This is a genomic window from Luteimonas sp. gir, from assembly GCF_037198055.1.
Taxonomy (GTDB): domain Bacteria; phylum Pseudomonadota; class Gammaproteobacteria; order Xanthomonadales; family Xanthomonadaceae; genus Luteimonas; species Luteimonas citri_A.
Map to the genome: position 1 here is coordinate 145,236 of NZ_JBBAXQ010000001.1, position 13,037 is coordinate 158,272.

At 70.8% G+C, this 13,037-nt stretch carries 14 protein-coding genes; 10 read left to right on the top strand and 4 right to left on the bottom strand.

The annotated features are described in order from the left end of the window. The first annotated feature begins 8 nt into the window (after positions 1-8). The 3 genes from recD (at position 9) to WAF18_RS00670 (ending at position 3,218) form a co-directional block, all read left to right on the top strand. Positions 9-1,994, top strand: a complete 1,986-nt coding sequence (gene recD, locus WAF18_RS00660) for an exodeoxyribonuclease V subunit alpha (protein ID WP_337243394.1) — start codon at positions 9-11, stop codon at positions 1,992-1,994. Between the two features lie 113 nt (positions 1,995-2,107). After that, positions 2,108-2,818, top strand: a complete 711-nt coding sequence (locus WAF18_RS00665) for a DUF4329 domain-containing protein (protein WP_337243395.1) — start codon at positions 2,108-2,110, stop codon at positions 2,816-2,818. Between the two features lie 52 nt (positions 2,819-2,870). After that, complete coding sequence (locus WAF18_RS00670; protein ID WP_337243396.1) at positions 2,871-3,218, top strand: hypothetical protein; 348 nt, start codon at positions 2,871-2,873, stop codon at positions 3,216-3,218. 46 nt (positions 3,219-3,264) lie between these two features. Here the strand turns inward: WAF18_RS00670 and WAF18_RS00675 are convergent, their stop codons facing one another. Continuing rightward, positions 3,265-3,801 carry a rhodanese family protein gene (locus tag WAF18_RS00675; protein ID WP_337243397.1) on the bottom strand — a complete coding sequence of 179 codons (537 nt, stop codon included), beginning with the start codon at positions 3,799-3,801 and terminating at the stop codon, positions 3,265-3,267. Positions 3,802-3,812: 11 nt separating this feature from the next. After that, a complete protein-coding gene (locus tag WAF18_RS00680) occupies positions 3,813-4,121 on the bottom strand; it encodes a metalloregulator ArsR/SmtB family transcription factor (RefSeq protein ID WP_337243398.1) in 309 nt (102 codons plus the stop codon). 86 nt (positions 4,122-4,207) lie between these two features. Between WAF18_RS00680 and WAF18_RS00685 the strand changes: the two genes are divergently transcribed. From WAF18_RS00685 to cueR, 3 genes are all read left to right on the top strand, one after another. Beyond that, positions 4,208-4,567, top strand: coding sequence for a carboxymuconolactone decarboxylase family protein (locus tag WAF18_RS00685; RefSeq protein ID WP_337243399.1), 360 nt, complete (start codon positions 4,208-4,210; stop codon positions 4,565-4,567). 143 nt (positions 4,568-4,710) lie between these two features. After that, positions 4,711-7,218 (top strand): heavy metal translocating P-type ATPase, encoded by a 2,508-nt coding sequence (locus WAF18_RS00690; RefSeq protein WP_337243400.1) that lies wholly within the window; start codon positions 4,711-4,713, stop codon positions 7,216-7,218. Beyond that, positions 7,215-7,691 carry a Cu(I)-responsive transcriptional regulator gene (gene cueR / locus WAF18_RS00695; RefSeq protein WP_337243401.1) on the top strand — a complete coding sequence of 159 codons (477 nt, stop codon included), beginning with the start codon at positions 7,215-7,217 and terminating at the stop codon, positions 7,689-7,691. Before WAF18_RS00690 ends, cueR begins: the two co-directional genes overlap by 4 nt. A 93-nt stretch (positions 7,692-7,784) precedes the next feature. Here cueR and WAF18_RS00700 read toward each other — a convergent pair whose 3' ends face one another. Further along, positions 7,785-7,979 (bottom strand): heavy-metal-associated domain-containing protein, encoded by a 195-nt coding sequence (locus tag WAF18_RS00700; RefSeq protein WP_337243402.1) that lies wholly within the window; start codon positions 7,977-7,979, stop codon positions 7,785-7,787. Between the two features lie 201 nt (positions 7,980-8,180). Here WAF18_RS00700 and WAF18_RS00705 point away from each other — a divergent pair, with 201 nt between their 5' ends. Together WAF18_RS00705 and WAF18_RS00710 are read left to right on the top strand one after the other, a co-directional pair. Beyond that, entirely contained in the window at positions 8,181-8,666 is a 486-nt protein-coding gene (locus WAF18_RS00705; RefSeq protein WP_337243403.1) for a hypothetical protein, read from the top strand. Positions 8,667-8,953: 287 nt separating this feature from the next. Then, positions 8,954-9,796, top strand: a complete 843-nt coding sequence (locus tag WAF18_RS00710; RefSeq protein WP_337243404.1) for a restriction endonuclease — start codon at positions 8,954-8,956, stop codon at positions 9,794-9,796. A gap of 79 nt (positions 9,797-9,875) precedes the next feature. Here the strand turns inward: WAF18_RS00710 and WAF18_RS00715 are convergent, their stop codons facing one another. Then, positions 9,876-10,841, bottom strand: coding sequence for an aspartyl protease family protein (locus WAF18_RS00715; protein ID WP_337243405.1), 966 nt, complete (start codon positions 10,839-10,841; stop codon positions 9,876-9,878). Between the two features lie 122 nt (positions 10,842-10,963). Between WAF18_RS00715 and WAF18_RS00720 the strand changes: the two genes are divergently transcribed. Both WAF18_RS00720 and WAF18_RS00725 read left to right on the top strand, forming a co-directional pair. Continuing rightward, complete coding sequence (locus WAF18_RS00720; protein ID WP_337243406.1) at positions 10,964-11,683, top strand: response regulator; 720 nt, start codon at positions 10,964-10,966, stop codon at positions 11,681-11,683. Further along, positions 11,680-13,023 carry an ATP-binding protein gene (locus tag WAF18_RS00725; protein WP_337243407.1) on the top strand — a complete coding sequence of 448 codons (1,344 nt, stop codon included), beginning with the start codon at positions 11,680-11,682 and terminating at the stop codon, positions 13,021-13,023. Before WAF18_RS00720 ends, WAF18_RS00725 begins: the two co-directional genes overlap by 4 nt. The last annotated feature ends 14 nt before the right edge of the window (positions 13,024-13,037 follow it).

The following is a 13,037-nucleotide window of genomic DNA, read 5'->3' on the forward strand; positions in this document are numbered from 1 at the left end:
CCGATGCCATGCGCGACGCCACCGCATCCGCGCCGACCAAATCGCGCACGCCCGATCTGCTCACCGCATTGCAGCGCAGCGGCGCGTTACGCACGCTCGACCTCGAGCTGGCGCAGCGCCTGCAGCGGCTCGCGCCTGAGACACCGGCCGCAGTGCTCGTCGCAGCGGCACTGGCCTCGCGGGCAGTCGCCAACGGCCATGCCGGCTTCGATCCTGCGCGCCCGCAGGTGCTGCTCGACGCCGAGTTGGACTGGCCCGCGCCGGACGCTTGGCACGCGCTGCTGCGCGACGCGCGCTGGGTCAGCCGACCGACGGACCCGCTCGCCCCCTCGGCGACCGATGCACCGCTGGTGCTCGAGCCGGCCGAGGCGGCAGGCGGCCTGCTGTACCTGCGCCGCTATCGTGAGTACGAGGCCAGCCTGGCGGCCGGCCTGCGGCGCATCGCGGCACACCGGCTGAATGCGGCCAACGCCGACGCCATCGCCGACACGTTCGCCGTGCTGTTTCCCAACGCGCAGGCCGGCGAGGACCGTCAGGCGCGTGCCGCCGCGCTGGCGCTGCGCCGTGCCCTGCTGCTGGTCACCGGCGGGCCCGGCACCGGCAAGACCACCACCATCGCCCGCCTGCTGGTGCTGCGCATCGCCCAGGCCTTACGAAGCGGACGGTCACTGCCTCGCATCGCGCTGGCGGCGCCCACCGGCCGCGCCGCCGAGCGCATGGCCGAGAGCCTGCGCCGCGCGGTGCAAGGATTCGTCGGCGACCTCGATCCGGACCTGCGCGCCGCACTGCCCGGCGCCTTGCCTGACACCGCCAGCACGCTTCACCGCCTGCTCGGCACGGTGCCCGACAGCCCCACGTTCCGCCACCACGCTGGCCATCCGCTGCCGCTGGACGTGCTGGTGGTCGACGAGGCCTCGATGGTCGACCTGCCGCTGATGGCCAAGCTGGTCGATGCCGTCGCCGACGGCACCCAGCTGATCCTGCTCGGCGATGCCGACCAGTTGCCGTCGGTGGAAGCCGGCGATGTGCTGGCGGCGATTCTCGCCGCCGCCGGCCCCGGTCACGCGTTGCAGGCCGAGGACGCGCGCGCGCTGCAACCGCTGCTCGGTGCCGCCACGCCCGTCGACCGCGTGACCGGCGGCCTGCATGGCCATCGCGTGCAGTTGCAGCGCGGCTACCGCCAGGACGCCGATTTCGACCTGGCGCCACTGGCCGACGCCGCGCGCGAAGGCGATGCCGAATCCGTGCTGTCGCTGTTGCGCGGCGGCCGGTTGCGCGGCGTGCACTTCCACGAAGACCTGACCGATGCGCTGGACGCACAGCAGGACACGCTGCTCGCGCACTGGCGCAGTCTCGCCGAGGCCCCCGATCCCGCGACCGCGCTCGCGCAGTCGCAGCGATTGCGCCTGTTGACCGCGGTGCGCGAAGGTCCGCAGGGCGCACGCGGCCTCAACGCCCGCATCGAAGCGCTGCTGTCGGGCCGCCGCATCGGGCCAGCGCCGGCCTGGTTCCATGGCCGCCTGCTGCTGATCACCGAAAACAGCTATCGCCATCGTCTGTTCAACGGCGACATCGGCATCTGCTGGCGTGACGGCGCCGACACACCGATGGCCTGGTTCGCCAGCGATGTGCCCGGCGAGGTCCGCGCATTTCATCCTGCGGCGTTGCCCGCGCATGAGAGCGCGTTTGCGATGACCGTGCACAAGGCGCAGGGCAGCGAGTTCGATGAGGTGTGGCTGCAATTGCCGCGCCACGACAGCCGCGTGCTCTCGCGCGAACTGATCTATACCGCGATCACCCGCGCACGCAGCCGCCTGCACATCGCCGGCAGCGCGCAGGTGCTGCGCGACGCACTCGCGCGGCACGCGGTGCGGACGTCGGGGCTGGCATGGCGGCTGGGGGCGGCGAGCCTCCAACCGAGCCCGGAGCGAGCACACGAGTCCGGCCGTGATCCCGATGCCGCTGCCCCGCCGTCCCAGGGCACGCTGTTCTAACGCGCAAGCGCGCTTCCCTCGCATTCACCCAGTCGTCGCCCAAGGGTCTACCCCAGCTTGCCGGTGTCTGCGACGTCCGTGAACCTGCACGTGTCCAGAGACAGGTGCGCACGATGAGCGTCAACTCCATCGCCGGCGGCGCTGCCGCCGCCCTCAGCGCGGTTGCTCCACCCCAGACACGCGACGACCCGCGCTACCTGCAGGTCGTCGACACGCTGGTGTCGCCCGACGCCACGCCGGCGCAACGCGAGCACGCCTACGATCTTGTCGCCAGCCTCGAGAAGGCGGGCGATACGCCGTTGACCGACGAAGTGCTGACCGAGCAGGCCGCGCAGGCGATCGCCGACGACCGCACCATCCCGGTCGCCGTCTCCGCAGTCGCGCCGTTGGTGCCGCCGGGCACCACGCTCGGGCCTTTCCCATCCAGCGACGCGGCCGCCATCGAGATGATGACCTACTCCAATCCGTTGTCGATCGCGGCCAATCTCGAGAACGGCGGGCTGATCTTCCGCGATCCCGACAGCCATCAGTTCTTCGTGACCACACCCATGGGCGGCACACTCGACGGATTCAATCCCGGACAAGTGCCGCAACCCGATGGCATGTCGTTGGTCGCGTGCTATCACGGCCACGCCGACTATTCGAAGGCCGACGGCTCGCGGACCGACAAGGCGGGCGACGAGTTCAACAGCGACCACTTCTCGGCGCAGGACAAGAGCCTGGCCGATCGCGGCGTCTGGGGATCGGAGATCTACGTGTCCACGCCGAGTGGCGATTTCCGCAAGTATGATGCGGCCACGCGCCAGGACACCGTCATCAACTGACCGCGCGATGCGGGCCTCCGGGCACCGCCACCCGACTGCCGGAGGTCGCCCCATGGTCTTCAACAGGATCCTGCTCATGAGCACGCTCGCGTTCGCTTCTCTCGCCCACGCCGGCTCGACCGGCGGCGCCCCCGTCGAGATCGTTCTGGACGGCGCCCGCGCCGCCGCGCTGGCCGCGGCCATCCCGGTGTTCCGGGACAAGCAACCGGAGGCCGATCTGACCAAGTTCCGGGTTCACGTCCATCCGGCCGACCACGGCACGTTCCAGGTCGTGTTCGAACCGCAGCAGGCCGACGAGGGCGCGCCCACGCTGGGCGGGCGCACCGTACACGGCCGCGAGCTCAATATCTGGATCAACGCGGCCGACCATACGCTCGACCGAATCGCTTTCGCACGTTGAGGTGCCGTAGAGTTACCGACGCACAAAGACCTGCATAGACGCGGCCTCAATTCGATACAGGCAGGCCCGATCGGCGGTTCCACGGCATGCGCGCCAACAGCCGGGCGAGCCCACAGAATCCGCTGATACCGGCGAACGTCAGGCCGGCGCCGATGCCGCCCGCCAGCAGGTGGAACCAGGGCGAAACACCGAAACCCAGGGCGGTCGCCAGCAGCACGAGGCTGCCGGCCGCAATCTGGACCTGGCGGTTCAATTCCAACGGCTGCGTCCGGTCCTTCAGTACCGGCAGGCCGGCCTGTTTCCAGGCATCCAGGCCGCCTTCGAGCGTGCACACCCGGACATGCGCACCCGCAGTGGCAACGAGCCGCGCCGCATGCGCGCCGGTCCGCATCCCCGAGCGGCAATGAAACACCACCACTGTGGCCTCGCCCCGCGGCAGTGGCGTGGTGCCCAGACGCGCCAGCGGGTGGGACACCGCACCGGGAATCCGTTCGCGTCGATGTTCGTCATGATCGCGGATGTCGATCAGGCAGGCGCCGGCCTGTACGAGCGCAAGGGTGGCGCGGGCATCGAGCATGTCCATCGGAGGGGTCCTCATGGGCAGAACAGGTCCTTGAGCGTGGCGATCAACCGCTCTACACGGGGATCGGCGATGCGGTAATGCAGCGTCTGCGCCTCTCGGCGAAAGCACACCAGCCCGTCCTCGCGCATCCGGGCCAGGTGCTGGGACAGCGCCGACTGGCTCAGCTGCACCTGGGCCTGCAGCGCGCCTACGCTGGCCTCGCCGTGCTCGATCAACAGGCACAGCAACAGCAGCCGCTGCGGGTGGCCGAGAATGCGCAGCATCGAGGCCGCCTGCTCGGCGCCTTGGTGCATGAAATCCAGGGAGTCGTCTGTTGACATGGCGCCATCATATTAGTTTTTGCTAAATTAGCAATTGCTAATATGATCATGCGGCCGGCGTCGTGCCGGCTTCTCTGGAATCGACCATGCACGCCTCGACCTATACCGAACTGACCCGCGACATCTCGCGGAATCTCACCGATCTGCGCAGCCACCACGCCGACGTGATGCGCGGCTTCAATGCGCTGAGCAAGGCGGCGATGGCGCCCGGCGCCCTCGACGAGAAGACCAAGGAGCTGATCGCCATGGCCATCGGCGTGGCCAACCGCTGCGACGGCTGCCTCGGCTTCCACGCCAAGGCATTGGTGCGGCTGGGCGCGACGCCACAGGAGTTCCGGGAGATGCTGGGGGTGGCTGTCTACATGGGCGGCGGGCCGTCGCTGATGTACGCCGCCAATGCGCAGGCGGCCTACGACGAGTTCATGGGCGCTGCCGGCTCGGCCTGACGCCCCCGACCAAGAACGGCGGCGCTGCTGCCACAACGGCGATGTCGTTGGCTGCGCCGTACAAGGCCCCGCACGCGCGCTTGACCTTCCCACGATAGGAAGGCTTAGGCTGGCCGCAGCTGTCAGCCTTTGCGGAAGTTCCCATGACCTCTCCCGGTTCCCGGACACCCCCGGACGCGGCGATCGATCTGCCGATCACCGGCATGACCTGTGCGAGCTGTGTCGGTCGAGTGGAAAAGGCCTTGGCCAAGGTGCCCGGCGTGGCGCGCGTGTCGGTCAACCTGGCGAGCGAGCGCGCCCAGGTCGTGCCGGCCGGACCGGTCGACCGTGCGGCGCTGGCGCAGGCGGTCGAGAGGGTCGGCTATGCGGTGCCGGCCGCCACGCTGACGCTTGCGATCGAGGGCATGACCTGCGCGTCCTGCGTGGGTCGCGTCGAGAAGGCACTGGCAGCGGTGCCGGGCGTCGAGTCCGCAGCGGTGAACCTGGCGACCGAGCGCGCCACCGTGCGCGGAACAGCGGGCCTGGATGCATTGCTCGCGGCGGTCGACCGGGTCGGCTACACGGCCCGGCCGGTCGGGCAGGAACGCAACGACGATGCCGGCGCGGCGCGCAAGGACGAGGAACGCGCAGGCCTGCTCCGGGACCTGATCCTGGCCGCCGCGCTCGCATTGCCGGTGTTCGTGCTGGAGATGGGCGCGCACACGATTCCTGGCATGCACGACTGGGTCATGACCCATGTCGGCATGCGCACAAGCTGGTACCTGCAGTTTGCGCTGACACTACTGGTGCTGGCGGTGCCGGGCCGCCGCTTCTATCGCCACGGCATCCCCGCGCTGCTGCGGCTGGCGCCGGACATGAACTCGCTGGTCGCGGTCGGCACGGCGGCCGCGTTCGGTTACTCGGTGGTCGCCACGTTCGCCCCCACCCTGCTGCCCACCGGCACGGTCAACGTCTATTACGAGGCCGCGGCGGTGATCGTCGCGCTGATCCTGCTCGGGCGCTTCCTGGAGGCGCGGGCCAAGGGCCGCACGTCCGAGGCGATCCAACGTCTGGTCGGCCTGCAGGCGCGCGTCGCGCACGTACAGCGCGCAGGCGTGGTGCATGACATCGCGGTCGAGGATGTGATGCTCGGCGATGTGCTCGAGGTGCGGCCCGGCGAGCGGATTCCGGTCGACGGCGAGATCGTCGAAGGACGCAGCTACGTCGACGAATCGATGATCACCGGCGAGCCGGTGCCGGTGGAAAAGACCGTCGGCAGCGCGGTGGTCGGCGGCACCGTCAATCAGCAGGGGGCGTTGACACTGCGCGCGACGGCCGTCGGTGCGGACACGACGCTCGCGCAGATCATCCGCCTGGTCGAACAGGCGCAAGGCGCCAAGTTGCCGATCCAGGCGGTCGTGGACCGGGTGACGCTGTGGTTCGTGCCGGCAGTGATGCTCGCGGCGCTGCTGACCTTTCTGGCCTGGCTGTGGCTGGGTCCGACGCCGGCGCTGGGCTTCGCACTGGTCAACGCGGTGGCCGTGCTGATCATCGCCTGCCCCTGCGCGATGGGCCTGGCGACGCCGACCTCGATCATGGTCGGCACCGGCCGCGGCGCCGAACTCGGTGTGCTGTTCCGCAAGGGCGAGGCGCTGCAACTGCTCAAGGACGCCCGCGTGGTGGCCGTAGACAAGACCGGCACGCTGACCGAGGGACGTCCGGTGCTCACCGATCTCGTCGTCGCCAACGGCTTCGAACGCGACCGTGTGCTCGCGCAGGTCGCGGCGGTCGAAGCGCGCTCCGAGCATCCGATCGCGCGCGCCATCGTCGATGCGGCGATCGGGCGCGATCTCGCGATGGCCACCGCCGACCGATTCGAGTCGATCACCGGCATGGGCGTGCGTGCGCAGGTGGGCGGCGCACGCGTCGAGGTCGGCGCCGACCGCTTCATGCGCACGCTCGGCCTGGACGTCGCCGTCTTCGCCGACACCGCGCAGCGCCTGGGCGATGAAGGCAAGTCGCCGCTGTACGCCGCCGTCGACGGCCGCTTGGCCGCCATCGTCGTGGTCGGCGATCCAATCAAGCCGAGCACGCCCGCGGCCATCGCTGCGCTGCACGCGCTCGGCCTGCAGGTGGCCATGATCACCGGCGACAACGCACGCACCGCGCAGGCCATCGCGCGGCAGTTGGGCATCGACGAGGTCGTGGCCGAAGTGCTGCCCGCGGGCAAGGTCGAAGCCGTGCGCCGGTTGCGGGCGCAGCACGGCCGCATCGCCTTCGTCGGCGACGGCATCAACGACGCCCCTGCACTGGCCGAGGCCGACGTGGGTCTGGCGATCGGTACCGGCACCGATGTTGCGATGGAATCGGCCGACGTGGTGCTGATGTCGGGCAATCTGCAAGGCGTGCCCAACGCGATCGCGCTGTCGCGGGCGACGCTCGGCAACATCCGCCAGAACCTGTTCTGGGCCTTCGGCTACAACACCGCGCTGATCCCCGTCGCTGCCGGCGTGCTCTATCCGGCCTACGGCGTGTTGCTGTCGCCGATCTTCGCCGCCGGCGCGATGGCGCTGTCGAGCGTGTTCGTGCTTGGCAATGCGCTGCGGCTGCGCCGCTTCCAAGCACCGCACGCCACGGCCACCGGGGCCGCATCCGCAGGCGCGGCGCCATGAACATCGGCGACGCCGCTCGCGCATCCGGGGTCTCGGCCAAGATGATCCGCTACTACGAGCAGACCGGCCTGATCCCGGCGCCCACCCGCACCGCCGCCGGTTATCGCGCCTACGGCCAGGACGATGTCCACCGGCTGCAGTTCGTCCGCCGTGCCCGCGACCTCGGGTTCTCGGTCGCCGAGATCGCCGACCTGCTGGGCCTGTGGCACGACACCGCGCGCCACAGCGCCGACGTCAAACGCCTGGCGCAGGACCGCATCGCCGAACTCGAACGGCGCATGCGCGACCTGCAGCAGATGACCGACACGCTCCGCACGCTGGTCGACTGCTGCGCCGGCGACGACCGGCCCGACTGCCCGATCCTCGAGCAACTGCAGCAGCCCGTTCCCGGCCCGGCGGACGACCGTCCGCGGACGGGTGCCGTCTTGCGGCGCCCGACGCGATCGGCAACGAAGCGGACGCGGATGCGCTAACGCAGACGGTGGGCATCGCGCGATCGTCTGCCTGCGCAGCAAGTCAGAGCGCCGCAACCTGTCGATGCAGGCCGCAGTGCGCGAGGCAGCAGATCAGCCTTCGCGTGGTGGGAAACCGGCCTCGCGCAGCGCCGCGACAACCGCCTCACGCGCAGCCGAGGTCTGCACCACCACCGTGCGGTTCGGCGGATCGGCCTCCACGCTCGCCTGCGCATCGACCGACTGGATGGCCTTGGTCACCGACCGTGCGCAGCCGCCGCAGGTCATGTCGTCGAGATGGAACTGCATGGCGGACTCCTTGAGATAGGTTGCCGGCAGTGTGCGGCTTGCCACCGTGGGAAGGTCAAGCGCGACCGCGCGCCGTCGACCCCATCGGGCGCCTCAGTTCGTTCGCGCGCAGGCTGGTGACGTCGGGCCGCCGATGCGGTTCGGTCCGACACCAATCCAGGCGATCACAAGGGAGTGCATCCAATGAAGCATCCAGGCATGTTGTTCGTCGCCGGCGCCGCGGTCGCGATGCTGGCGGCCTGCTCGTCGAACGTCGACGCCCCCGCAGGCACGTCCGGCGATCGCCCCACGGCGCAACCGTTGCTGATCCGCAACGCCGAGCGGGCCACAGTCGCCCACCAAGCCCTGATCGAAGGGCGTCTGCACGCAGATCCCGCCGGCTGCCTGCGGATCGGCGACGACAGCGGCCCGCTGATCGTCTGGCATCACGACAGTCGCCTCGAGCAGAGGGCGGACGGCCGCGTCCAGGTGATCGACGGCTTCACTGGCCACGCGGCTTCGATCGGCGACGACATCGCCCTTGGCGGTGCGGGCGGGCCGGATGCACCGGCCCGCGTCATCCCGGAGATTCCGGCGGCATGCGCGACCGGCGAGTACTGGATGGCCGGAGCGCTGATGACTGCGGCCGAGTACCAAGCGCTGCGTGCGCGGCAGGCGGATCAGGCGCCGCCCGGACCGCCAAAATAAGCATGCGCGTCACATCTCCCCGTGCGGGATCGGCGTACGGTCGGGGCGTCACGAGAACGTGACATTTTCCCGCAATCCCTCAGCGGGGGCCTGTGCGTCTACGCCAGCACGGACTACGCCTACTCGTCGCTGGGATTGAGCCTGGTCTACTGACGCGCTGCCTGTCTGCACGTGTGCCCCAGGCCGACCTCGGCTGAGGTCCCGATGCCTCGACGCTCTGCGTCGGGGCGTCGCTTCTCCTGGCCTCTTCTTGCCGCTATCGTGCGCCGCAGGACAGAGGGGGACGCATGGGACGCGGACGCGACAATCCGTTCGATGGCCTGGCCGCATTGCCGTGGCCGGTCGCGCTCGTGGTCGGGCTGCTCGGTTACGCGGCGATCCGGCATGGCGTGCCGGCCTACGTCGCACGGCTCGACGGTCCACTCGCCCAGGCATTGGCGATGCAGCGCGATGCCCTCGCGCCGATCGCCTGGCTGTTCCTTGGCGCCTGCAGTATCGCGTCGCTGGCCGCCTTCGTTCGCGCGCGCCGACGCCGGCGCCTGCTCGATGCCTGCACGCAGCTCGATCATGTGGCGGCACTGGGATGGCGCGATTTCGAGCGTCTCGTCGGCGAGGCGTTCCGGCGTCAGGGCTACGGCATCGAGGAGACCGGCCTGGGCGGCGCGGACGGCGGCATCGATCTGATCCTGCACAAAGGCGGACAACGCACCCTTGTGCAATGCAAGCAATGGCGCCGCCGGCAGGTGCCGGTCGGCGTCGTACGCGAGATGTACGGCCTGCTCGCGCACCATGGCGCGCAAGCGGTGCGCATTGCTGCACTGGGCGGGTTCACCCGGGATGCCGCGCGCTTCGCGCAGGGCAAGCCGATCGACCTCATCGACGGCCCCACGCTGCTGGCGATGATCCGCAGTGTGCAAGCCGCCGAACTCAGCTGCGCCGACACGCGCGATGCGCCGGTGGTGTCGCAACCCACTGGCCCCGTCGAGCACGATCCCGATCCCGGTCACCAGGCCGGCGCATCGCCCGACTGCCCACGCTGCGGCGCCACGATGGTCCGGCGCGCCAACCGCAGGACTGGCGCCACGTTCTGGGGATGCTCGGGCTATCCGGCGTGCCGCGGGACACGATAGCGCGCGATTTCCAGGTGTCCGATGTCGCGTGTCGCGACGATGCCATCGGCAACCCGCGCAATCACGCTGCCCAGTGCGGTCAGGGCGTACCCGAGCCCGACGCGCCTGCCAGGCACACGCCCGCCGCATTCGCCAGCACGTCGACGCGTCCGTGGCGCAGCGCGTCGATGCCCAGGATCACCGCCGGGCGCTCGGCCAGTCCCAGCACCGAGAACACCGGCAGCGCGCTGATCCGCACTTCGGTGGACGGCAGCGACCAGTCGTCGATCGACAGCTGCGGCAGGGTGTAGAGCCAGGTCTCGACCACCTGGTCGGCGATGCCGCGGGTGCCGGCGTCGCGGCGACGCAGCCGGGCATCGTCCTCGGTCACGCCCAGCCCGCGCGCGGCCGGCAGGTTGAGCACGGTCTGCGCGGCGCCGGTGTCGACGACCGCGATCGCGTCGACGGCCTGCGCGCTGTCGCGCAGTTGCGTCGGCACGAAGGCGAAGCGCTGCAGGCCGGCGGCGCGTTGCGGCAGCGCGTTGTCCAGGCAATCGGCACGCGACAGGCTGCCGGGTGGGGCAAGCAGCAGTTCGCCGGCCGGCAGGTCGAAGCGAAGGTCGAAGCGCGCCATCAGATCGTTGCCCAGGATGCCGTCGATCGGCGGTGCATCGCCCTCGGCGATCTGCGACAGGTCCATCGCCAGCAGTTGCGCCTTCCAGGCGAAGTCGCCGGCCGACAGGGCCTGCAACGTGGTCACCCGGGTCGCAGCCGCACTGCCGCCTGCGCCCTGGATCGTCATGTCGCGCGCCGTGGCCTCGAGCAAGCCGAAGCGCTCGGCCAGCGCGAGGTCCACAACGCTGGCACCGGCGGCGGTATCGACGACGAAGCTCAGCGGACGCGTGGCGCCTTCGATCTGTACCTCCACGCGCGGGTGCTTGCCGACGAAGCGCATGGCGATACGATGGGCCTGGCCTTCGGAGATCGAAGGCGATGCGGTGGCGGCGCAGGGTGCGCCCAGGGTCAGCGACAGCAGACAGGCAGAGAGCAGGACGCGGAGCGACATGACGGTACCTCGATGAAGGAGCCGCCATTGCAGCGGGCGCAGGTATCGCGACGATGTCGGCGACGGCGCGGGGCGGGCATCGCCGATACGAACGCGATACAGAGGCAGGCGACAATGGCCGCATGACCGCCGAAACCGCCCGCATCGTCGTCGTCGACGACGACGCCAGCATCCGCGATGCGCTGTGCGATTACCTCGCACGCCACGGCTACGCCGTGCGCGGTGCGGACGGCGCCGCCGCGATGGACCGGTTGCTCGCACAGGCGCCGGCCGACCTGGTGGTGCTGGACTGGATGATGCCCGGCGAGGACGGCCTGTCGGTGTGCCGGCGGCTGGCCGATGCCGACGTCGCGGTATTGATGCTCAGCGCGCTCGACAGCCCGCCCGACCGCGTGATCGGGCTGGAGGTGGGCGCCGACGACTACCTGGCCAAGCCGTTCGATCCGCGCGAGCTGCTGGCCCGCGTGCGCGCCTTGCTCCGACGCGGTGCGCAGCTGCGTCGGCAGGCAACACGCCCGGCCGAGGGCTACGGCTTCGACGGCTGGATGCTGCGGCTCGATATCCGCGCCCTGTGCACACCCGACGGCACCGAGGTGGCGCTGACCGCGGGCGAGTTCGCGCTGCTGCGCGCGCTGGTGGAACGCGCCGGCCGCGTGCTCGACCGCGAACGCCTGATGGCACTGACCCATGGCGACGCGGCCGAGCCCTTCGATCGCGCCGTGGATCTGGCCATCAGCCGGCTGCGCCGCAAGTTGGCGCAGGCACGGCCGGGCGCCGACGCGCTGATCCAGACGCTGCGCGGCGAGGGCTATCGCTTCGCAGCCACGGTGCGCCGCCTGTGAGCCGGCCGCGCGGCATCCTGGTCCTGGTCGGCGGGCTGGCGCTCGCGACGCTGGTACTGGCGCAGGCGGTGAGCTTCGCCGTGGTCGGCTGGTGGCCGGCACCGCCGATGCCGACGATGGTGCCGGCCGACGCGATCGAAGCCTTGTCGGGTACGCAGCCGCCGGCGCCCGGACTGCAGGTACGCACGCAGACGGCCGCACCGACCGGCACACCGGTGCCGTGGCTGGCCGAGCTGGCCGCCGAGCGTCTACAGCGTCCCGCCGCGCAGGTGCGCGCGACCTGGCAGCGCAAGCCGGACGTCGCGCTGCAGGTCGTCGACGACGGCCAATTGGCGATGGCCGGACAGGCCGACAGCGCGCGTCGGGCGCGCGTGCGCGCTGCGTTGCTGGCGACCGGGTTGCAGGTCCCAGCGTTCGAGCTGGCGGTCGCGCAGCCGGACGGGACCTGGCGCGTCGTGAGTGCGGTCGACGCCGGACGCGGACAGTGGCGCCGCCAGGTGCTGCTGGCGCTGGCGCTGGGCGCGCTGCTGATCGCGCCACTGGCCTGGTGGATGGCGCGCCGGCTGACGCTGCCGCTGCGGCGGCTGGCCGAGGCCAGCGCCCGGATGGACCTGGCCGCGCGCGCGCCGCCGGTGCCGGTCGAAGGCGCCACGGAAGTCCGCATGCTGGGCCGGGCGATTGCCGACGCCCACGCCCGCCTGCGCGCGCAGGCCGATGATGTCACTGCGATGCTCGCTGCCGTGGCGCACGACCTGCGCACGCCGCTGACCGGTCTGCGGCTGCGCGCCGAGACCGCGCCATCGCCGGATCGCGAGCGCATGGTTGCCGACATCGCGCGGATGCAGACGATGATCGCGCAGGTGCTGGCCTATGCACAGGGCGAGGTCGCGCCGCTGCAGCGCGCGCCGGTCGACATGACCGCGCTCGTCGGCGAGTTGGCTGCGGCCGCGCAGGCGCTGGGCCAGTCGGTGCAGGTGCATGCGCACGCACCGGCCATCGTGCAAGGCGATGCGCTGGCGCTGCGTCGCGCGCTGTCGAACCTGATCGACAACGCCGTGCGTTATGCCGGCGCGGCCGAGGTCGAGATCCGCGGGCAAGACGGCCAGCTCTACGTCGACGTGGCCGACCGTGGCCCCGGCATTCCAGCCGACGCGCGCGCGCGACTGGTGCAGCCGTTCCAGCGTCTGGAACACTCGCGCAGTCGCGACACCGGCGGTGCCGGCCTCGGCCTCGCCGTCGCGCGCTCGACCGCGCAGCGCCACGGGGGGGCACTGGAGCTGCACGATCGCGACGGCGGCGGCCTGCGAGCGCGGCTGGTGTTGCCGATCTCGGCGCCCTGAGCCGCGCGTTGGAC